Raw genomic sequence first — 21,926 nt, forward strand, 5'->3', positions numbered from 1 at the left:
CTTCGGCTGATTCTTACTCAACAGCCAACGGTGCCGACTGCGATTTCGATCCAGCCATTCCACTTGCCGCCTGGTTCCAGCACCTGCAGACCGGCATCGACACCCTGCTGTTGAAGATTGATGGCGTCGGTTGTGCAGGTGTAAGGCTCAAGGCAAACGGCAGTCGCCCATGGCGGTGTGAACGCGACGATCTCGCGGAAGCTGTCGTCGCAGCGTTGAATCATCTGCAATCCCGCCTGCTCGTCCGTTACTTTGCATTCCACCACACCGTTTGAACTTTCGACCGACGTATAAACGTCGTCAACCTTCAGGTCGCCAAAGTACGGCGAACGGTCCAGTTGTGCATCTTTTGGTGGATCGAGAATCTGGCCGGTCGGCAGACAGCCGTTCAGTTCCCACGTCTTTTTCACGGGAGCGTACACCGCACACTTGTCCGCATCGCTGTTGCGAGAAAGCGGCAGTTTGAAATACGCGTGAGTTCCAAAGCCCCACGGCAGTGGCGTGTCTGACGGATTGCCCACTTCGATGTCGGCTCGCAAACAAGCGTTGTTCAGCGAGTAGCAGATTTCAATTTCCGCGTCGGCAGGCCACAGTGGCAAACGTTCTGGCGCGTCTTTGCTGGTTTGAAAGACGCCGGTCACCGAGGATTCTGTTTGCGACACGATCCGCCACGGTCGATCGAGGCAGAAACCGTGGATCGCATTACCTGATCCTTCGTAGCCAACCAGTGATTCCGGAAGTTCGTAGTCCTTGCCATCCCACGAATAGCGTCCGGAACGAATTCGGTTGGGAAAAGGGAACAGCAGCGGAATGCCGCTGTGACTGGGCGGCTTGGTGCCGTCGGCAAACCCTTCGGCGGCATGGATGACAGCAACGGACTCGTCATTCACGCGAGCCGTAAAGTCAAAACAGTTGAATCCCAGATGGGCGGCAATTTGAGCCGACGAACCTGTGATTGGGTCATTAAGAACAACGATCTGCATGGAGTGTGAATTTCAGTTTGTGCGAAGTGCGAAGAATTACGAATACAGGTAAGCGGTGATCAGGGCGGGCCGCAGTACTGAGTCCGAATGGCGGCTTGAACCGGGGCAAGGGGGCGTGCCCTTGTTAGTTCCATTCGGGGTTTTCGACGTTGTGAGGCAGCAATCGGTTTTGCTGGTTCAATTGCTCCGTGCAACGTTCCCAAATGTTGTAGGGATCGAATTCGAAGACGATCGTCCCCTCAGCCGGCAACGTTCGCCAGTCGCCGCGATTCAATTCATCGTCGAGCTGCAATGGCCCCCAGCCAGCGTATCCGCAGTAAACTCGAAAATGGCAATCGTGATTGCAAGTGGAATCTTTGCTCAGCAGCGACTCGAAGGAATCGTTACTGCCGGTGACAAAAACACCCGGCGTAATCTGCTCGTCGTCTTTCCCGAATTCTGAACAGTTGTGCAGAATAAAAAGCGCTGACGTATCGACCGGGCCGCCTGCGAAGATCGGTTCTGTGGATACCGGTGTCTGGTTCAACTGCGTCATGGCGGCGTCGACCGCAATGGAACTTGGCCGATTCACCACAATTCCCATCGCGCTCTCTTCTGTGTGCTCCAGCATCAGCACGACAGCGCGGTAAAAGTTGGAATCTTTCAGGTGATTGGATGCCACAAGAAAATGGCCCCGCAGACTTTTAAACATGGTGTCCTCAGAATCGAGGCAATGTGAAACGGGCCGAACAGTGCCCGCACGATGCAACGGAACCGATGGTATAACGGAGATCGCTCAGCCTTGCCAACCTCGCGCCGGATTTTCCACAATCAAACGCGGACTGTGAAAACGACACGGCGCGGCCCCCGTTCGGGCGTTGCACACGGATCGACCAATAAGCGGGTAAAACATGTCGGTTTTTGAAGGTTCGATTCCGTCAATCGTAAAGACTTACTATTCTTGCACGCGGCCATTGGACGCCCAAACCCCGTCCGCTGCTGTCGCACATCCTTCATGCGTGGTGTGGCGACTTAAACTGACCTGAAAAGACAAACTCTGCCATGCCCCATTTTTCGTTATCTCGCGGCCGTCAAATCGCTTTACTGGCTGTCGCAACTGCGTTCCTTAATTTCCCCGGAATGACGTTGGCGGCCCCTCAGGAAGCCGTCGACAACACCGCCTCGACAGACGAACCTGCAGCCATTCCCGCAGCAGACGACGCTGAAGACAGTCGCGGGCTGGTGCAACGCTTTAACGATGCTCTGGAACCAGTCAACGAATGGTTCGGCAATATGAATGGCCATATCGCGTCGGTGATCTTTTTTCCGGTCCCGGTCGGGCCGGCCAAAGTTGTTGCGGAAGCGCCCGCACCTGTCGACGACCCCGTCGCCACAGACACGCCCGATGACGAAGCGGAAGCCGCGCCGGAAAAGCAGCCGTCCTGGTTGCAGAAACTGAATAGGTCAATAGAAAGCCAATACAGAACGATGCCGCTGGCCGTCATCATTTTGCTGGTGGGAGCGACCTTCTTCACCATCCGCATGGGCTTCATCAACATTCGCGGATTCGTACACGCGATCAAGGTCACGGCGGGCAAGTACGACGATCCGGAAGATGAAGGCGAGGTCACTCACTTCCAGGCTTTGACGGCCGCGCTGTCGGCAACGGTTGGACTTGGAAACATCGCGGGCGTGGCGATCGCCATCTGCCTTGGCGGTCCCGGCGCAACGTTGTGGATGGTTCTGGCAGGATTCATCGGAATGACGTCCAAGTTTGTCGAATGCACGCTGGGGCAGCTTTACCGAGAAGAGCGGCCGGACGGACGAATCATGGGCGGAGCGATGTTTTACCTGTCGCGCGGCCTGCCGGAAGTCGGGCTTGGCCCATTGGGGAAAGTGCTGGGAGTTATGTTTGCAGTGTTGTGCGTCGGCGGATCGTTTGCCGGCGGCAATTCGTTTCAGGTAAATATGTCGCTGGGGGCCGTCGGTGAAGTCTGGCCGTTTCTGGCACCGCCTCAAAATCCGGGCGATGCTGATTACCGGTGGGTGTATGGGCTGGGGATGTCTGTCGTCACCGGAATGGTCATCATCGGCGGAATCCGACGCATTGCATCCGCCGCTGAAAAGATCGTTCCCGCCATGTGTGGCATCTATGTCGCAGCGGCAATCGTGATCCTGATCAAAAACTTTGACAGCCTGCCGGCCGCCGTTAGTTTGATTTTCAGCGACGCATTCTCCGGGAAAGCTGTCGCAGGTGGAATGGTGGGCGTGCTGGTCGTTGGTTTCCAGCGAGCTGCGTTTTCAAACGAAGCAGGTGTCGGTTCCGCCGCGATCGCTCACGCCGCCGCGAAGACCGACCATCCGGTGCGAGAGGGCGTGGTCGCGATGCTGGGACCGTTTATTGACACGGTCATCATTTGCACCATGACTGCTTTGGTGATTGTGGTCACGGGGGCATGGAATCCAGAAACCAGCCTTGAATTCAAACAGCAGATTGAAGGCGGAAACGGAGCGGCCTTAACCTCAGTCGCAATGGATTCTGAAATCAGCGGATTCAAATATGTGTTGGGCGTCGCGGTGATTCTGTTCGCATTTTCCACGATGATTTCGTGGTCCTATTACGGCGAACGCTGCTGGGCCTATCTGTTCGGCGACGGCACTTCCATGCTTTACCGATCGATCTTTTTAGTCTTCACGTTTTTGGGTTCAATCCTGTCGTCTACAAACGTGCTGGAGTTCGGTGACCTGATGATCTTTGGCATGGCGATCCCCAATATCATCGGCGTGGTTTTGTTGTCCGGCAAGGTCCGGAAACATCTCGACGAATACTGGGTGAAGGTCAAAAGTGGCGAGTTTGACAGAGAAGTCGAAACGCGTGCAGCAGCCGAAACGCCATCCGACTCCTAAACGAATTCTCAGTCACAGTCAGCGCTTTGCGTAATAATTCGCTGGGCCTGCCGACGCCTGATTACTTTCTAGCTGTCGCTTGTCCAGCGGTGCGACCTCTAACAGTTGGCTTTCCGAAACTCGATGGCTCGGTCCACCATGCGTCGGAAATCGTTTTCCGGCGCGTATCCGATTTCCTGCTTTGCTCGCGCGATGTCGATGCAGAACGGGTGGTACTGCGGATTCGGGATTTCGACGGTCGGTACGGCAAGCTTCTCTGAAATGTAGATGGCCGCGTCGCGATACTGAAACGGCTGCTCTGCCGCGATGTTGTAGTCTCGCCCCATTGCCTGATCGTTCTCCAGCGAGCGATCAATGGCCTGGATCACGTCGTCGATATGCACGATGTGTCGCGTGAGCGGGTTGCCGGACGCATCCAGCAGAATGGGAATTCGTTCCTGGCCGGTGCGAACCAGTTCCAGCACGTCGGCCGGGACTTCACCAAACCCGTGTCCCGGTTCCGCCGGCTTCACGTTCTTTAGAAGCGAAAAATGGTTTAGCAGATCGTCGCCTTCGAACACCCAGGACGAACGCAAAATCGTCGTGTTCAATCCGTATTGAATTCGGTACTGCTGAGTCATGGTTTCTTCCATGACTTTAGAAAACGCATAGTACCCCGGATAGGCGGCCAGCGGTGCGTCTTCGTTAATGGGTTTAGGATGTGGGTAAAACCAGATTCCCTGAGCCGCATCGCCACTTAACAGGATGAACTGGCGGACGTTCTTTGCGTGGCGGCAGGCTTCCAGAATATTGAACGTGCCACGCAGGCTAACGTCAAAAAACGTGTCGGCGTCTTCCTTGGTGGTTGCCAGTTGGATAACAACGTCCGCATTGCCCACGACTTTTGCACAGTCGGCGGCGCTCGCCACGTTGCCCTGCACGCTGGTTACATGATCGCCAGGCACGGCGCTGCGATGCACCAGAGCTCGCACGCTGTGGCCTCGCGTGCCGAGCATCTCCACAGCGCGGCGGCCGATTTTTCCGGAGCCACCAAAGACGGCAATTGTTGACATTCTCACAATCTCCCTTGGAATGTGATGTGACGCTACTGAGCTACGATCGCGGCACACCAGTTTGCTTTGCTCGGCGAAGTCAACGTGATCTGTCGACCGCCCTCGATTGAATCGTCGTCGCCAAATTCGCCAGTGTCGATATTGATCCAGCGTAGTTTTAACGAACCCTTCACGTCCGTCGCGTTTAGTTGCACTTCACCGCCGGAAGGAAAGTAGACGGCATAGGCGAGCCCCTTATTCGCGGCGACGTATGCTTCGTTGGTATCGCGTTTGGACAACAAATCCATCGCCGGTTGCACAGACCACAACGGAATCAGCGATTCCAGCTTCCGCGCGGCTTTGATACACGCGACCGCCTTGTTGTTGATTCCGAGTCCCGAGTCGGGGCGATGAAATCTCATCGACGCCGCTCCGGCCAGCAGATGTCGCCAGAACCGTTCAATCGCGTCCTGGTCGTTGTGGCCAAACTTGTTGCCGGTCGCTCCGTAGGTTTTGGTTGTGTTCATCGGACGCGGCTGACCTGCCAGGATATTTCGCACGTGCAGAAAGTTGTCCCAGTGCTTTTGGCCTTTGTTGTGATTGTTCTGAGAAACGTCGACGTAATCGTAGAGTTCCGGGTGATCGAACGTGCGCTTGTGACGGTCAGCGGCCAGATTCCAGTCGTCCCACATTTCGGTGACGTAGATTTTGTGTTCGTCCTTCGCCGCTCGATGCTTGACGAATTCGGCCCAGTAGCGACTCCACTCCTCGTCCCCGTTCGTTTCGTTATCAATGCAGTACAACACGTGATCATATTGCAATGAATGATCCAGCAACTTGTTCACATACCTCTGCTGAATCGTCAGCACCACCTGATTGTTACGCTGCTTCGGCGTGGTGAAGAAGAACGCTTGCTTGTTCGCGCCCGGATGGTCGGGGTAGCGTTTCGCGAAGCCGGACTGTTCGTGCGAATAGTTTACGTTGTTGCCAGGGTTGTACGGATGAGCCTGCCAGTGGTCGCTGTCTCTGTTGTCCGTGTAGTCAAAGCGGTCCCAGATTTCGATCTGCACGAAGATCTTACGTTTGGCTGTTTCCGCCAGCATCCGTTCGAACCGAGTCCAGTATTCATCGTTCCATCTATTCAGATCGTACTTGCCGTTTTTAAGCTGCTGGAACGCGTAGACTTCGAAGTCTTTGTCGTTGCGGTCGCTCATCGTGTTGCGAATCACGTTGCCACCGGCGGCGGTCAGGCGATCAAGCTGTGGAATGAGCTGCTGTTCCGGCCACTGAAACAGGTTGTCATCGTCGCTACCACCAAGCAGCAGCACCGGCTTTCCGCGATAGCTCCAGTACCACGCATTTTCGTTCCATGGCTGAATACCTGAATCAACGGCGGGCACGTCAATCATCGCGAACTGCATCAGAATCACGGACGCTGCGGGAATTAGACGGTTCATCAGTGGTCTCACAGAAGGGCCAGACGGAGCGCCGCACTTTGGCGGTCAGTGCGCGAAGGTAGTTTATCGTTCCGCAATATTGTCGCTATGAAGTGAGTTGTTTTCGTGTTGAACCGCACACGGCTCAACACGGTCCGTGCTTGCCGATCGGCGACCACACGGCTTTGCCAATCAGGCCTTTGGCTGACTATCCGGTCGCAGCTTTAGCCGGTCCGCAACCCAGGTATCGATGAACAGCTGAGACGCGTGGTACATCAGGATGGGCAGCAACGAAAAAGGAAGCCCGGTTGCCTGAGACACCAATATCCCGATCGGCAACGTCTTCTGACTACCCGCAAACACACACGCGCGGCGATCTTCTTCTGCGATCTTAAGTGTGCCAGACGTGGTCCACAGGATAAGCATAGCGGCCAGATGCAGGCCAATACAGCAGGCCCAAACGGTCGCGAATTCGGCATGACGCAGGTTGTCGGCCATACTGCCGGACGTAAAGTGCTGTCCGCCTTTAAACGACGACACAAAGACCAATAAAAGAATGATCAGCTGGGCCACCGTGCTGAACGTCGGCTTATTGCGGTCGACGAAGGATCGCACGGGCACGGAGCCTCGCAAAACCTGACCAATCACTGCTGGCACCAACGCAGCCAGCGTCAGACGCACCACCATGTCCTGAAAGCCAAGCCCCGCCGACGTATCCGTTGTGGCAAACCAACGACTCCCGACGGTCATCCAGATCGGCGTGACCACAAAGCACAGCCCATTGGTCAGCAGTGTCACAAGCAGCGAGACCGCGTCATTGCCACCGGCACGGCGAGTCCACACGGATGCGGCAGCCATTGTAGATGGGACACTGGCCGCAATCAGCAGCCCGACTTTCAGGTCCGCTGACTTCTGAAATGCCAGCAGCGGAAGACACAACAGCGGCAGTACGATTTGGTTAACGCCGCAGGACAGGACAGCAGGCATTGGCCGTCGAACAGAATTCAGCAGGCGTCCGCTATCCAGAGTCACTGCCATCAAAAACAAAATAGAGGCCGTGCAGTACGACGTCGGCACCGACAGAATGCCGTCGACAACGCTTTGCGGAAGATCAGCCTGAGCCAGACTGGCAGCTGCCGGTATCGATACCAACAGGCCAAACAGAAACCAGTGACGTTTGAGAACGGACATTAACGATTGGTCACCTGTTTGCCGGGAGCCAATCCGTTGGAAGCCACAACTTTCAGCGTGACAGGTAGCGAGGTGATCCCGTCGACGTTCGACTTTAGATAGAACGTGGACGTTGATTCGTGAATCACTTTCGCTGCCGTGATGAAGAATTCTCGTTCCGATTGGTCGCTTAACAGTAGCAAACCATTCAGCCCGATATTGTCCACAAAAACTCCGTGAGGCAGGTTGCGGCCGGAGTTTTCCTTGCCGAACGAGACAATGCCGTTGTGTTTCCGACGATCCAGTTTCACAGTCGCCTGGATCGTGTCCCCGGGCTGAATCGTTAGTACCAACGGTTTTTCCGCAGAAGGCGGCTGCTCATCAGATGCTCCGCTGCGAGTCACAAGGACCTTCAATTTTGGATCGGTTACTAGCTCCAGTTCTTCCCACTTCCCCAAATCTTTTTCGCCGTGAACTTCTGACGCAGCGACGACTTTGATGTTAGCAAGCTGTTCAGGAGTCGGCTCCTTTGCACCGTCGGTGGCGTACACCGTACCAAACGCCTGCAGCTGCCCGGCCTCAATTTCGATCGGCCCGGAAAAACCAAAACCGGCTGGCAACCCGGTGATGTCGATCGTGATCGGCCCGTCGAAGCCATCAATCCGTTTTGCTGTGAATACCACCTCTTTGCCCGTGCCTGCGGCGACGCTGACTTTCCGAGTATTAATGGCCACTTCAAAATCCGGCTTCGGACTACGAACTGTCAGCGAGTAGCTGAAGTCAGCGCCGCTGAAACCGCGCGCGTCGGTTAGTCGAACCGTGTAGTCGGCGGTGGCCGGTGCCGTGAACAGCAGGCGAGAATCGCTGCCGAGTTCACGTTGCGGGTCGTCGTCGTTTTCGAAGTAGATCGGAAATACGGGCAGACCGTTTGGTGTTAGCTTTTCGTCAGGAGCGTGGGGCACGACGATAAAGCAGGGAGCCTGCAATGCATGCGACGTAGGCGTGGTGCCAAAGTATGCGAAGCGTTTGCCGAATCCCGGATAGACCATGTAGCCGGAATCCGGTCCCCGTGGATACATCCAAAGTTTGACGACTTCGCCGTCAGCATACAGGTACTCGTTCAGCTCCATTTCCCGCCAGTTAAAAACGCGGTAATCGTTGGCCGTATCAGAATCTTTGCCTCGAAACGTAAAGTAAGAATCACGGACAGCCTGAAGCTGGGTTCTCACGATGCGTTTTCCGTCGGTTGTGAGAACTTCGATCTTCGAATCAAGTGGCGATTTGTTCTGTTGCGCCGCCACTTCCAGAACAAGCTGTTGGCCGGCGGAGGCAGAAAAACGGAAGCAATCGACGTCGCGGTCGTTACCGCCGTCTGGCTTGATCACTCCTGTGATAGTTGCGGGCAGCGAAACCGCCTGAGCATTCTGAACATCGTTGTTGTTTTCCGCTTCCGAGATCTCGTTGATTTTTTCAGGAAGCATCACCGAGGCGACCTCAGCGGTCGAAGGCCCGCCCGAAGTTGAAGGAGCAGCGGTGCTGGGTTTGACGGCCAGCAGCTCTAAACTTCCGTCCAGCCGAGTGATCAGCAGCTTGCTATTGTTGACGAAAGTCAGCGATGTGACGGGGCGTTTCTGTCGCGGCAAAATCTGATGATGTTCCAGCGGCGATGTCGTCCAGACTCGCAGCGTTCCATCTTCCGCTGCACTCGCCAGTAGCGTTCCATCGGCCGAAAGCGCCATGCGGTGGATCGCCTGTTCGTGAGCAAACCGCGAAGCTGTCAACCGGTTGATTCGCGGCGTGTCGCGTGAGACCAATTGCCACGTGCGAATACGATTGTCAGCGCCGGCCGCGAAGATCTGTTTGCCGTCGCGACTGATCAGCACAGCATACTGTTCTGCGGTGGGCTGGCTCAGCGTGTCAAGCCGCTCACCAGTTTCAACGTTCCACACCTTCACCGTGCCATCGGCACTGGCGCTGCACAGTAACTTGCCGGACGGATCAAAGCAAAGCGAAAAGACACTGCCATTGTGTCCATCCAGATTCTTCAGCACCTTGCCGCTGTCCACATCGTGCAGCAGAATTCGACGATCATAACCGGCCGTCGCGATCAGACGATCAGAAGGGTTGATGACGGCCGAGTAGACAGCATCTGTGTGGCCGCCGAACTCCTTCACCACACGACCATCGTCCACGCTTAACAGCAACGCCTTGCCGTTAACGCCCGGCATTCCAGACGCCGCGACCAGCCACGGTTGAGTCGTCGCCAACGAAAGCTGAGTCACCCGCGCGTTGTCCACGGCCACTCGCCACTTAGCTTCAAGACTGTCTTGTTCCAGCAGCGCAACATGCCTCGCACCGGCCACAGCGACCGCCTTGTGCTGCGGAACATGGGCGCTCGCGAGCAGTGCAGGCACGACTTTATCAAATGGTTTCACGGCAGGAACACTCGGTACGCCAGCCGCCATCGACTTGATTTTTGCACCATCCAAAACCCACTGCAGCAATCGTTGGCGTTCGGCGTCGGTAGGTTGCGGTTCGCCGTCGGGCGGCATCGCGTTGTCCGCACCTTTGTGCAGGACGGCGGCCAAAAGGCTCTTGGCAGGCGTCTCAGAATCAATCACAGGCCCGTTGTCGCTTCCTGCTTTCAGCGAAGCCATCGTCTGCAAAGACAGCCCCACTTCTTTGTCGGTATCGTTGTGGCAGCCCAGGCAATATTTCTGAAGCAGCGGTTCAACCGGTTGCTGAGCCAACGCGCGTCCGCCCGCAACGGTCATCAGCGAGGTGACAATGAGAATTCGCAACAACATATCTGTTCCTCTTCGTGCCATTCAATCTCTAAGCTGTTTGGCGGGCCGTTGAACCACCAGCGATGATAACAACTTCACGAACGATGGACGAACGTCGTGCCTGACACAACACGCCGAATTTTTCGTTTGAAGCAACTCAGCATCCGTGCATGTGCAATAGAAATTTGCTGCCAGCAGCGACTTCGTTCTAAGACGGGCGGTCCGCTAAACAGCGGCGGCTCGCGAGACTGGCCCTGGCAGAACAGCAGTGTTCGTCCGCTGGTTACAAACAAACACGTGAGCCAGATGGCACCGTTTTAGCCGCCGGACAGGCATGTGCGAGCCATCGTCAGCGCGGTGGCTGAATGCATCGCCGCTTACGAAACCCATTCATACGGACGGACCGTCGGTCAGCTGCCGGCTTTCGTGCGGGCGAGGACAGAAGACGCAAGTCAATTCGCGACTGTTCCTAACCCTGCTGACTTGCAATAGCTCTGTGACGCCGCCCAGCTCGCTTTAGTAATCCAGCCAGATTCCGGCACCCAGTTGGTTGTCGAACCGTTGATAGAATTCGTACTGGTTCGACGGGCCGTTAAAGTACTGCAGGCCCGTGCGAAGGGTGCGTCCGGTGACCGGGCCCTTCCACTGCCAGCCTGTCATCGCAGTGACGCCTGCTGCAAAATTGACTTCCTGCCGCATTTGAAAATTCAATGCAGCAAACGGAGCACCAGCTTGTGGACGACTGGCTTGTTTTGCATATTCAGTTCCGAATTGAAACTGCAACGGTTTAGCCCCACCGCTCACAGCAATCGCCCAGGCGATTTCGCCGTACAAACGCCATTCCGGAGTCGCATCAAACGACGTCCCCACGATTAGGTTCTCTCGCACATAGTTCACCCGCTGAAAACCGGGATTCTTGATCTGGTACTCGTCGCCAACGTGCGAGCTCACGTGAAAGTAACCTGCCTTGTATGAAATTCTATCCAGCCGACCGGTCCACAACAGACCAAAGCGGTAGTCAGATGATTCCAGGTCCATCTTTTCGTTGGGATCGAGTCGCACCATGACGGCTCCTTCGAGATCGATCTGCCAGGCATCCAGATTCATCCGAGGCGGCTGGTCGCGTCGATAGATGCCGACGCGGCCGCCTAAAGTCGAATCCCAACGCCAGCTTTTGTCAGAGAGATCGTAGTGAGCCACCGTGCCCATGCGAGGTTCGTGCGGGCCGGCAATATAAGAACGGTACAACAGCCCCACGGGCAGAACGCTGTTCGGATAGCAGTCCTGCGGTTGATTGTTGAACGGTTCAAAACACGCCGGCTGTGAATACGAAACCGGTTGCTCAATCGCAGCCGCGACGCTTTCCAAAGGTGCAGTCGGCGAGTTGAACACGTCTTCGACATTTCGAGTGTCAAAAACCACCGTCGGCGCGTTGTCCGTTTCTGCCTGGCAGAAGCCAGCGACGGGGTGCGTCGCAACCCATCCTAACGCAACTGCGAACACGTATCGCATTGCGGACTGACTTGTCTGGCGTGTGATTAAGGACATCGATTCCTGCTCTCTGAATGAGTTCACCGCCCCAGGTTGTGAAACCTGAGACGCCAACGTTCAGCGGCAAATCCTGCCGCGCCGCAAACGAGAACCCCGCGAGTTTTCGTTTGGGCAAGAAGGCCGAAGAGGACGACCGGCACGATGACAACGGACACACCTGTCGCAACCAAACCATCGGTTGCACGATTGCATCGATCAGACCGTACCCGGATGCATTGGGCGGTTTTTGAGTCGACAGACAATCAAGTGACGCCAGAATCCACGCAGTCAACGTGACCGGATTATTTTCACATGGACTCACGGCCACAAAATGCAGGCCACTCCGCAAAAATGCGGCAAATTATCCGCCACACAGCAGCTTTTCAGTTAACTCACCGGCCTGAATGCCTGTATTGACAAGCCCCAAAGCAAATTGGCAAGAACTCAGTTCCTCAGCAAAGTTCGGCCACACTCCTGCGGCGAAAACCGCCTGAGAGATGAGGCGAAAGTTAGCGCCGAAACCATTCCGTCCCCCGTGCTTTCTCAGGATCGTTCCTCCCTGGCTTGGAAACCCCGGAAAAACGATTATGCTCCCCCGCTCGAACACGCCAAACTCTGGCGTGTCCACGGTTTAGAGGCAGATTCAGACACACCTCGTCGCATCTGCCAAACCATCAAGCCCCGGTGGCGGAATTGGTAGACGCACCAGACTTAAAATCTGGGATTCCGATAGGAGTGTGCGGGTTCAAGTCCCGCCCGGGGTAGTAAAAACATTGACCAAAAGCGAAAAGTGTTATTTGAAGCCATTTTCACGAGTCACTGCAGTGTGTCTAAGTTAACGGAAGTTGCAGCAAGTCGGGTGATGTAAATGCTAATTCGGGTGATGTAACGGGTGATGTAATGCCTTTTGGGGTGATGTAAATCGCCTGTTCGTTGCCATCGACTCACTCAATAGTTGCGAATGCGTGCCCACGTACCATCCGTGGTGATTCCAGTGTTGGTCACTAACCACCCACCCCCACCTTCGCCCCAGCCTCAAACGCTTCCACAAAAGCAACCCGCAACTTCGTCGCCGTGTACCGATCCCGACCAGCGATTGCTGTGCTGCCACCGTGCGACAGAACGAAAATCGGTTGTGTGGCGGAGTAAAAACGCTGACAATGGGGTTGCTCCGCAAAGCAGCCGGTGTAGAAGCAATGTTATGTCGAAGAATCTGCAGCACCGATGACTTGTGTAGGATGTGGCGGCAGCTAAAATTTGTGTTCTGTCCAATGCAAAGACACAACCAATAAAGGGATGCAACCCTTCGATGAGATTCTCAGCAGTATTTGCAGTTTGCGTTCTCTTTCACCTTTCCGCTTCGCCATTGCACGCAGACGTCATTGCAAAGTGGGACTTTGACCAGGGTGATCTGACGGATTCTTCAGGCAATGGGTATCACTTAGATCATTTTAATCAGTTCTTTTCGCTGACCTTCGGGCAAGGACGAAATGGCCTTGCGCCCATTTTTACGAATGCCGATTATCTTTACTCACGCAATGCGGATTTGTACGCCAGCCGAAGTGAGTTTACTATTGGCGGTTGGGTACGTTCCGCGCAGACCCAGGGCAGTGATTCGTACTTGTTCATGAATGGCGATGATTCTGGCTTCAATCACCTAAATGGAGGTGTGACGCTTCATTTTGATACACTTTATGGCTACGTCGGTAGCGGTGGCAATCATCTTGGCTCTTCGGGAACCGGGATCACCGTCAATGACGATTTGTGGCATCATGTCGCTCTCGTGCTGGACACCACGCTTGAAAATGATATGCGGCTTTACTTTGATGGGGAGTTGATTACACAGAAAAACAGTAGTTTCGGCTCAACTGAGCAAGGCAACATCTTTACGATCGGCGGCAAAGCCTTAGGCAACCGTACGGCGACCGGCCGCGGATTTACGGGAATGATCGATGAAGTGTTTTTTGCAGACCATGCACTATCCACTGCTGAAGTTCAGGATATCGCCGGGATTTCGGCCATTCCAGAGCCAGGTTCTTGCTCGTTTCTCGCACTTGCCGCTGGAGCGTTTCTTGTCATGCGAAGACGTAAGGCGCTGACATAACATCGGGTAAGGACCACCGTTTCCGGCGACCCTACCCACACCACCGGACATGCAAGTCCGCACCCGGCGGTTTGCCACATCACCGCAGCTTGTCCCGAACAGCCGTCCCAAAATCCGCCACACCAACAGCACGATCATAACCACAAACGACAATCGTGCGGGTGTGAATGCCCGGCGTGGCATCCGTGGTCGCTCTGGCAGTTCTGGCTCGTGGTGTGAATCGGGTTGATCGCCGCTGTCGGTTCTCGATCATCGGCGAGGGGCGATGCTCACTGGTGGCTTATTCGCTCGCTCCGTTTTCCTCAACTGGAATGCCAACATGAGTGCCGCAATGACGCTGTCTTTTGGCCTGATTTCACTTGCAGCAGCGAGTGACTCGCGAGACCTATTCGAGCTGACTATGCATCAGCCCTTAACGAACGAGCGCTACGCGGTAACTGCGAACATCGGCTCGGTCTCAGAGGTCACATTAAGAACAGGTCAAATAGACCCTGCCACCAAAATCGGTGCTTCAGTGCAACTGTTACAACGAAAGTCTGGTGAATTCGTCGTACGTCGCTCTGTTGCTGGAGAAATACAGAAACACCACTCTGACTCATCGAAATTGGTCGTGATTGCGAACCTGCCTGCTGACCAAATCGTGCCGGATGGAAAGTACCTTTTCGCCGTCAATTTAATTATCAATGGCCGTGAAGTCACAAGTGCTTCACGGGTGATTCGGATGGGCAACCTTAAAGGGCAGCCCGACGAGCGTTAGTGAAACTGTTGACGTTCAATCCGTATTCTTCGTTCCAAACAACCCACGCCACCACACTCAAAAGCAACCCCAACCGCGCCACCCAGAACAACCCCGGCTTGATCAGCTCCCTCACGGCGTCACCTCTTTCGGTTTGCGGTAGAACCACCACAACGCGACGTTGGTGAAGGTGAGGGTTGAGACGACGAGCCAGTGGCGAATTGAAATGTCGCCTTCAAACGGAACAACACGGTCGAAGTAGACGCCGGGAATCCTACATAGCCTCGGTTCTTCCAATGGGCTTGCTGGGTATCCCAAGCGATAGCCGAATGCCCCTCTCTGACGGAAGTCGTATTCATCATTCTGTTCGATTGTCAGTACATACCACGGCATTCCCTCATGGAACAGAATCCAGCCGCAACTCCCGAATTCCGCGTTTACGTAGTATGCGTGGTTGTACGCGATTCGAACCGTCCACCACTGCCCCACAACCCACGCCAACACGCTCAAGAACAGCCCTGTCCGTGCCATGATCTTCAATGCTGGTTGAATGAGTTCTCGCATTGCTATTTGGCTTCAGCATTCATAGATTGGCAAACGTCACATTGAGTTTCGTTGCAGGCTACTGACATGGTTTATTTTGGCCCTCAAGAAATCATCGTCATTTCGATCGCGGTATGGCTTCTATTCGGGGACCAGCTTTCGCGACCGATTCAGCCAATCCTGCAGTATTACTGGGCTGGCACGTTTCCTCTCTTCACGAAGCTATGGCGACGCATTGTTTTGCTGTCCCGCTCCACTTTGTTTTTGTAGCCTTCAGCCAGAACACGGGGCGGTTGAATGAGTTCTCGCATCCGTGGAGTGTCCACGACGCGGTGCCGTGGTGTCAATGTGGGGTAGTGAAACCGGACGAACCGGCTCACCGATCAGCTTCTGACTGGTAGTGACAACGAGACGCCCCTAGGCTATGCTGATTCCTGAACAGAGTTCAGTGACGTCATTGAATTCGCAAGGGCGAGGAACAGCGTAGTCTGTTGTCGTTCTTCGCATGTGAAGCGGAAAGTCCAACGTGCGATCTGTGCCGTGGCGTCACTGCCTATGTATGGATCGCAATTCGTTACCTGACAAGAGCAGAATCGTTCTCGACGTCAACTGTCGCCCTAGTTCCCACTCGCGAAAGAAACGCATTGAAAAAAATCCAAGTATTCATATCGTCGACGTACAAAGACCTAGTCCCTGAGAGACAGGCGGCTGTTCAAGCAATCCTAAAATCTGGACACATTCCAGCAGGGATGGAACTATTCGCGGCGGGCGACGAATCGCAGATGGAAACTATCCGACGGTGGATTGACCAATCCGACGTCTACATGCTGATTCTTGGTGGACGATATGGAAGCGTCGACCAGACAACGTCGCTAAGCTACACCGAACTAGAATTTGACTTCGCAGCGTCCCAAGGGATTCCTTCTTTCTCAGTGGTTGCGACGGAAGATGCAATTGACGCAAAAGTCAAGGAACTTGGACGCGAAGCGATTGATAGTGAATACGGGAAAGAACTGAAGCTCTTTCGAGAGAAAGTGCTGTCGCGAATTTCTTCCTTCTTCGACGACCCGAAGGATATCAAACTCGCGGTACATGAGACTCTTGCAGATTTTTCAACACGCAAGAAATTCATTGGATGGGTGCGTGGAGACGAAGTCAAAGACCAAGAGCCGTTGCTTGATGAAATTACCCAGCTCAGCAAACGCAACGCGACGTTAACGACGAAGGTCGCGCAACTCGAAAAGAAGTTGCAAGCGATTAAGTACAGTGACAAGGGTGGATGGACGGATGAAGATTTCAAAGAGATTTTCTCACTCCTTCTTCCAGGGCCAGCGCGCACTTTGGGCAATTTAGGCTGGCGCGACAAGTGAGTATTGGTTAGTCTTTTCGTGTCGTAACATCGGACTTCACGAGGAGAGGACAAGAGATGTCGACAGTTGAACTGGCGGTCACCCAGGAGCTGACAGGAAACATTGTTCATTACTTTGATCAATTGAAAGACCCGCGTTCCAACATCAATCGTCTGCATCTGCTTGGTGATGTGATTGTGATCGCCATTTGCGGAGTGCTGGCCAACGCCGACGGCCCCAGTGCGATTGCGGAATGGGCGCGACTGAATGCCGATGGCCTGCAGAAACACCTGGCACTTCCGCATGGCATTCCGAAAAAAGATACGTACCGGCGCGTCCTTTCTCTCCTGAAGCCGAACGACTTTCAAGCGTGCTTCGTGCAATGGATTGAATCGCTGGAAGGACTTTCCGACGAACAGAAAGAAGGCTACAGAAAACAGATTGCGATTGATGGCAAAGCACTCCGTCGATCACATGACAAAAAGAATGGGCTGGGTGCGTTGTTCATCGTGAGTGCGTGGGCTTCTGATCAGGGGATTTCTCTGGGACAGGTGGCGACGGAAGAGAAGTCGAACGAGATCACCGCGATCCCGAAATTACTGAACGAAATCAATATCGATGAGGCGATCATTACGATTGACGCAGCGGGTTGTCAAAAAAACATTGCGCAGCAGATCGTGTCTGGCAATGCAGACTATGTGTTAGCCCTGAAAGGCAACCAACCGAAACTCTATGAGGTCGTGCAGAAGTTTTTTCTCGATCACCTGGAGGATGACTTCGCTCGCTGTCCCGTCAGTCGCTATGAAGAAACAGAGAAGGGACACGGTCGGCAGGAACAGAGAATCTACTATCAGGCGACCGTGCCTGTCGATTTTGACGTGGGCCACAAATGGGCCGGACTCAAGACCATCGGAACGGCGATCCGAATGTACGAGCAGGACGGCATTCATCATTCTGACGTTCGCTACTACATCAGCAGTCTGCGTCGCAAAGGCGAGCTGTTCGCAACAACGGTTCGTGGTCACTGGGCCATAGAAAACACGCTGCACTGGAGTCTCGACATGACCTACCGCGAGGATGAGAGTCGAGTCCGAAACCGAATCTTCGCGAACAATTTGTCATGGCTCAGACGACTCACACTCAGCCTCATCAAGAAACATCCTGGCAAACAAAGCAACGTCATGAAAAGAAGAATGGCCGGATGGAACATTGACTATTTGATGCAAATCCTTACCGGCAAAACAACTTAGTATGCGCTGGCCCTGCTCCTTCTTCCTGTAAAGATATCCACGAAACTCTTTAGTGAAGCACCGAAGGAGATTGGTCTGGTCGACATTGTGCTTTCGGCACGTGACAGTCTTGTTACTGGCATCGACAATCAATACGGAATGAAACCTATCGATCAATTCTTATATTTTAATGTTCTTCCCAAGATTGAAGTACATGGTTTGGCAACGTCTGAAAAAGTCGCTGGTGTAAAATTCCGAAGAAAGGCGTTGACGCCCAAAGGGCATGCATTCTTGGCATACATAGACCGTCTCCACGCGGAGAAGAAAGAAACAAAGACTGACAACCGCGGCGAAGAGGCCTCCGACGTATAGGCCAACGGGGCTGTCAATTAGCGGCTGATTAACGAAGGCAAGGTGATACCCGTGCGAAATGTAGACCAGTTTCTGCATTTGCATCGGCGCAATGGTCGAACTATCGGACTTGGCTTTGTCCAGAAAGTAGTTCGCGATTTCTTTGGCATCGTAGCTCATGGATCAATGAAACCGTCAGCAGCTTTATTAAGTGGGTTTTGCACGAACGGCAGAATCGGCGGGAAAGATCAGTCAACCCTGCAGGTTCTTACATGTCGTCCCCGGTTCGCTGCGCTCTTTCAAGTGATGGCTTAAATTGCGTCCCTTCATCACAAATCAGGGAAAACAGCTGGATCTGGAAAACTGCTTGTGGCAGGTCGACGCTTAAAACCGCCGAAATCACCTACCAATCCTCATCCTCACCCACGCAACCACTCATCTCATCAACCAGCTCCGCGAGAACCTCACCCTTCGTTCTTGGCCGATTTCGTTCCCATCGCTCTCTGGCCTGCCTCTCAGCCTCATCATTCTCGCGGCGGATCTGAGCCGTCCATTCCTTGATCTGGCGCAGGCTCGGACAAAACCCCATCGGCGTTTCGCGCCACGTATGCTCCAGCGTGACAGACTCATCAAAAATCATCCCCTTGACCGTGATCGGGAATAGACACACGAACCCCGTTTCGGTTTCGGCTTCACTCAACATCGCCACCAGCTTCGCCCTCCCGTAGTTCCTGCAGACGCAATTCACCAAACTTCATGCCGATGAGCATTCGCAGTGCCCAGACCGCACGCAGTGTTAACTGGTGCCCGATCTCACCAGTGTTGGCGGCTGTCAAAGCTTCGTCGACTTCTTTCATCGCGGATTGAATGCCTTCGATTTTGCACAGCTCAGTGATGACGGAATCCAACTTGAATTCCGACTTTTCCAGATGCTGCGCGACCTTCAGGCATTCACGCTGGTGTTCGATTTTTTCGTACTCGGTCATGATGTCGGCATTGGAATGGTTGAGAAGTTGGCGATCGGATACTTGTTCAGCCACGTCGCACTGATGCCGCTGTAGAACACATCAACACCCGTGGTGACAGCATCCGGCCACGGTGTTGAAACATCGGCGACGCCACTGCTGACAGCTGTGATGGTGGTGCTATAACGATACTCCGAACCGGGAATCGGAATCTCTATCGACCGGCCAACCCAATCGTCCGTCAGCGTCAGTGTGTTGCTCTGCAGCCGTGTGAATGGTGGGAACGTGTGAGCGATGACATTCACGGTCCCTGCACTGACGGATGACGGAACGGCCACGGGAAGCTTGCGTCCGAACCCATCAAGGAAAGATCGCTCGCGAATTGGCTCACCTTCATCATCAAGACAAATTCGCTTCACAACCCTCTCATAATTCTCCGCGACGATTTCCGCTGTTGTTGCGACGTTGCCATTGTCTTTCAGGTAGACCAGCTCGCTGAATCCCTGATTGATGATCGGGATTGAATGTCCGATTGGTCGATGTACCAACCGCCACCGAATGGGAAAGAAGATTTGCGACGACTCTTCAATCGGTTCCAGTGTGAGCGGGTCGACGATCAACCGAACGGTTCCGCGTGGGAGTACGACAGTTCCGCTGTTTGTCACGGTGCCCGATGGCGAGCGATGCAACAACGGAATCGAAATCTGGTCGCGGTTGATGGCACCATTGAGATTGACCCAAGCTGGAATCGAAGCGAAGTTGCCGCCGAATTTGTACGACGTGACTGGCATCGAAATGCTGAAGCCCGTGATGTAATCGCCTGCCGAGTTTGTCGCCGGACGTCCCAGTGAATCGCCTAAACTGGGAACATCTTCGAACTCGGTTATCCGCTCGATTGCACGAACGGAACGGTTGATCGGATTGTCTTCGCGTTGTTTCAATTCGGGCTGCGTGGTGGCAACCTTGACCTTTTGAATCCAAGTTGTTGCCGTTGAATCCTGCGAGAACTTTTTCAGGACGGACTCGGTGACATACAAGCCCGTTGCCACGTTGCCCGTGGTGTAAAGCTGTTGGCCGTGGTGGGCGTACTTTGCGTGAGCGACGATGTCATCGTGGGTGTCTGCATGGTCTGCAGTGAAGCAGATTTCGATGTCGTCGATCGCGCGTTCGTTCGTGCCGGTTCGACGCAATGCGAACCAGTAGTCATCCAAGTTGGACTGGACTCTATAGACAGTCATGCTATCGGTTTCCTTGTTTCTGAATCTCGATCGGCAACGCTGATGCTGCTGAATGTCTGGTCAATTCGATCGCCCACAGCTGGTGCGATACCACGAACGGCTTCTTCGATTTTGGTGAGCTTGCTCGCGCTGACTCTGTCCTGAACTTGCATGAGTCCGGCAGCTAAGCCCTGAGCGTCCGCGATACCGATATTCGAAACGACACCACGCAGGTCGCGCAGAACGGCTGTGAGTCCGGTGACTGCGGTGCCGAGATCCACGCCAGCACCGGCGACTTCCGCAGCACCAGTGTTGATGTTGGCAATACCGGCGGCATCCGTGGTGGTCGTTGGCAGATTCGCGGCGGCGGTGCCTGCTGAGTTCAGCGCGGCGGCGATTGATGCGATGCCTTCCGCACTGAATGCTGAGACACCTGAGAAGTCGAGTGACTCTCTTGCTACTTTCGCGGCGGCTGGAATTGTGCCGATTGCGTTGGTGATCGGTGACGTGTCCAGTTCGGGCAACTCGAACTTCGGTAACTCGATTTCCGGCAACTTCAGGTTGTCGAATTGCTTGCCTAAGTCCTTCGCAAAATTGCTGCTGTCGGCGCTGACCTTGCTCAGCTTATTGGCATTCGCAACCGCTTCTTCGTACGCCTTCGCAGCGGCCCTCGCTGGTGCTTGTGCGGCTTTGATTTGTGCGGCAAGATTTTCACCGATGGCATCGCGAGTGCTGGCCAGTTGATCTTTGAGGCGTTTGATTTCGGCGGCGTTGTCGGCGGTGTTTATCAACGGCAGTTCGAAACGTTCAGGCAGGATGTTATTGAACTGGTTGATGATGCCGTTGAGCAGACCTTGCACAGCGGCCACCATCTTTTCAAACGCCACGCGAACGTTGACGACGGCGGTTTCGAAAACCAAAACCATGCCGGAAACGAATGAATGCCAATACTCTTTCAGGCTCGCAACACTCTTGGTCCAGGTTAGCAGCAACCCACTGACGACCACGTCCCACGCGGCTTGGATGTTGCCTGAACCGATGGCAGCGGCGATGGCACCGAATGTTGTTTTTGCGAAGGCGAACAGCTGGCTGAACTTGCCGGTGATGAACGACACCATGCCGTTGAACGTGCTGGCAACACCCGACGTTAACGACGAAAGCACGCCACCGATGGACGATGCAACTGCGGAACCTAAACTTGTGAGCGACCCGAATAACTTTCGCGCGACGATCACAACGGCAGCGATCGCGGCACCAATGGCGACGACCTTCAACGCGACCACGGCAAACGGTGCGGAGAACAAACCGGCGACGCCCGTGAGTGCAGTGGCAATACCACCGACCACGGTTCCGACGGCAATCTGTGCTTGAACAGCGATGGCTGCGAACACCGGCAGCAACGTGCTTGTAATGAACGTCGCGACAGCACCGACTGCCGTTCCCAAAATGATCTGAATGTTCGCACCTAATAACGCGATTGCAGGTAAGATGGTCGACGTTAAAGCCGTGGCGATTGGAGCGGCAACACTTCCGATTGCGATCTGAAGGTTGATGGCCGCGATGGCACCTAGCTTGGCAAAGATCGGGTCCATCCGGGTTCTTTGTGGGTG

Annotated in this window: 18 protein-coding genes and 1 tRNA gene; 7 read left to right on the forward strand and 12 right to left on the reverse strand. The window is 54.4% G+C overall.

Annotated elements, in window-relative coordinates:
• Positions 1 to 17: 17 nt before the first annotated feature.
• Both Fuma_RS08820 and Fuma_RS08825 read right to left on the reverse strand, forming a co-directional pair.
• Positions 18 to 983 carry an aldose 1-epimerase gene (locus tag Fuma_RS08820; protein WP_077023806.1) on the reverse strand — a complete coding sequence of 322 codons (966 nt, stop codon included), beginning with the start codon at positions 981 to 983 and terminating at the stop codon, positions 18 to 20.
• A gap of 124 nt (positions 984 to 1,107) precedes the next feature.
• The gene (locus Fuma_RS08825; protein WP_077023807.1) at positions 1,108 to 1,674 is read right to left on the reverse strand and encodes a YqgE/AlgH family protein; all 567 of its coding nucleotides are present in this window, start codon (positions 1,672 to 1,674) and stop codon (positions 1,108 to 1,110) included.
• Positions 1,675 to 2,024: 350 nt separating this feature from the next.
• Here Fuma_RS08825 and Fuma_RS08830 point away from each other — a divergent pair, with 350 nt between their 5' ends.
• Positions 2,025 to 3,869 (forward strand): alanine/glycine:cation symporter family protein, encoded by a 1,845-nt coding sequence (locus Fuma_RS08830; RefSeq protein ID WP_229360877.1) that lies wholly within the window; start codon positions 2,025 to 2,027, stop codon positions 3,867 to 3,869.
• Positions 3,870 to 3,967: 98 nt separating this feature from the next.
• Here the strand turns inward: Fuma_RS08830 and Fuma_RS08835 are convergent, their stop codons facing one another.
• From Fuma_RS08835 to Fuma_RS08855, 5 genes are all read right to left on the reverse strand, one after another.
• A complete protein-coding gene (locus Fuma_RS08835) occupies positions 3,968 to 4,921 on the reverse strand; it encodes an NAD-dependent epimerase/dehydratase family protein (RefSeq protein ID WP_077023809.1) in 954 nt (317 codons plus the stop codon).
• 32 nt (positions 4,922 to 4,953) lie between these two features.
• Positions 4,954 to 6,357, reverse strand: a complete 1,404-nt coding sequence (locus Fuma_RS08840; RefSeq protein ID WP_077023810.1) for a DUF6298 domain-containing protein — start codon at positions 6,355 to 6,357, stop codon at positions 4,954 to 4,956.
• 171 nt (positions 6,358 to 6,528) lie between these two features.
• Positions 6,529 to 7,527: a bile acid:sodium symporter family protein gene (locus Fuma_RS08845; RefSeq protein WP_077023811.1), complete on the reverse strand. Its 999-nt coding sequence runs from the start codon at positions 7,525 to 7,527 to the stop codon at positions 6,529 to 6,531.
• Positions 7,527 to 10,313 carry a WD40 domain-containing protein gene (locus tag Fuma_RS08850; protein WP_077023812.1) on the reverse strand — a complete coding sequence of 929 codons (2,787 nt, stop codon included), beginning with the start codon at positions 10,311 to 10,313 and terminating at the stop codon, positions 7,527 to 7,529. The genes Fuma_RS08845 and Fuma_RS08850 overlap by 1 nt, the downstream gene beginning before the upstream one ends.
• A 495-nt stretch (positions 10,314 to 10,808) precedes the next feature.
• Positions 10,809 to 11,840, reverse strand: a complete 1,032-nt coding sequence (locus Fuma_RS08855; protein WP_077023813.1) for a DUF1207 domain-containing protein — start codon at positions 11,838 to 11,840, stop codon at positions 10,809 to 10,811.
• 660 nt (positions 11,841 to 12,500) lie between these two features.
• Here Fuma_RS08855 and Fuma_RS08870 point away from each other — a divergent pair.
• From Fuma_RS08870 to Fuma_RS08880, 3 genes are all read left to right on the forward strand, one after another.
• Positions 12,501 to 12,586, forward strand: a tRNA-Leu gene (locus tag Fuma_RS08870).
• A gap of 545 nt (positions 12,587 to 13,131) precedes the next feature.
• Positions 13,132 to 13,926, forward strand: coding sequence for a LamG domain-containing protein (locus Fuma_RS08875; RefSeq protein WP_083731911.1), 795 nt, complete (start codon positions 13,132 to 13,134; stop codon positions 13,924 to 13,926).
• 319 nt (positions 13,927 to 14,245) lie between these two features.
• On the forward strand, positions 14,246 to 14,683 hold the full coding sequence (locus tag Fuma_RS08880; protein WP_077023817.1) for a hypothetical protein: 438 nt from the start codon (positions 14,246 to 14,248) through the stop codon (positions 14,681 to 14,683).
• Positions 14,684 to 14,794: 111 nt separating this feature from the next.
• Here Fuma_RS08880 and Fuma_RS08885 read toward each other — a convergent pair whose 3' ends face one another.
• On the reverse strand, positions 14,795 to 15,226 hold the full coding sequence (locus Fuma_RS08885; RefSeq protein WP_077023818.1) for a hypothetical protein: 432 nt from the start codon (positions 15,224 to 15,226) through the stop codon (positions 14,795 to 14,797).
• 623 nt (positions 15,227 to 15,849) lie between these two features.
• Here Fuma_RS08885 and Fuma_RS08895 point away from each other — a divergent pair.
• The 3 genes from Fuma_RS08895 (at position 15,850) to Fuma_RS34795 (ending at position 18,155) form a co-directional block, all read left to right on the forward strand.
• Complete coding sequence (locus Fuma_RS08895; RefSeq protein ID WP_083732556.1) at positions 15,850 to 16,575, forward strand: DUF4062 domain-containing protein; 726 nt, start codon at positions 15,850 to 15,852, stop codon at positions 16,573 to 16,575.
• A gap of 56 nt (positions 16,576 to 16,631) precedes the next feature.
• Complete coding sequence (locus Fuma_RS08900) at positions 16,632 to 17,804, forward strand: ISAs1 family transposase (RefSeq protein WP_077022421.1); 1,173 nt, start codon at positions 16,632 to 16,634, stop codon at positions 17,802 to 17,804.
• 87 nt (positions 17,805 to 17,891) lie between these two features.
• Complete coding sequence (locus tag Fuma_RS34795) at positions 17,892 to 18,155, forward strand: hypothetical protein (protein WP_145944064.1); 264 nt, start codon at positions 17,892 to 17,894, stop codon at positions 18,153 to 18,155.
• A 382-nt stretch (positions 18,156 to 18,537) separates the two neighbouring features.
• Here Fuma_RS34795 and Fuma_RS08910 read toward each other — a convergent pair whose 3' ends face one another.
• From Fuma_RS08910 to Fuma_RS08925, 4 genes are read right to left on the reverse strand one after another with little or no spacing between them, the layout of a single operon-like run.
• Complete coding sequence (locus Fuma_RS08910; RefSeq protein WP_077023822.1) at positions 18,538 to 18,837, reverse strand: hypothetical protein; 300 nt, start codon at positions 18,835 to 18,837, stop codon at positions 18,538 to 18,540.
• A complete protein-coding gene (locus Fuma_RS08915; protein WP_077023823.1) occupies positions 18,827 to 19,120 on the reverse strand; it encodes a hypothetical protein in 294 nt (97 codons plus the stop codon). Before Fuma_RS08915 ends, Fuma_RS08910 begins: the two co-directional genes overlap by 11 nt.
• Positions 19,117 to 20,337 carry a hypothetical protein gene (locus tag Fuma_RS08920; protein WP_077023824.1) on the reverse strand — a complete coding sequence of 407 codons (1,221 nt, stop codon included), beginning with the start codon at positions 20,335 to 20,337 and terminating at the stop codon, positions 19,117 to 19,119. The genes Fuma_RS08915 and Fuma_RS08920 overlap by 4 nt, the downstream gene beginning before the upstream one ends.
• Positions 20,334 to 21,908 carry a hypothetical protein gene (locus Fuma_RS08925; protein WP_077023825.1) on the reverse strand — a complete coding sequence of 525 codons (1,575 nt, stop codon included), beginning with the start codon at positions 21,906 to 21,908 and terminating at the stop codon, positions 20,334 to 20,336. Before Fuma_RS08925 ends, Fuma_RS08920 begins: the two co-directional genes overlap by 4 nt.
• Positions 21,909 to 21,926: the final 18 nt, after the last annotated feature.

Source organism: Fuerstiella marisgermanici, assembly GCF_001983935.1.
GTDB lineage: Bacteria > Planctomycetota > Planctomycetia > Planctomycetales > Planctomycetaceae > Fuerstiella > Fuerstiella marisgermanici.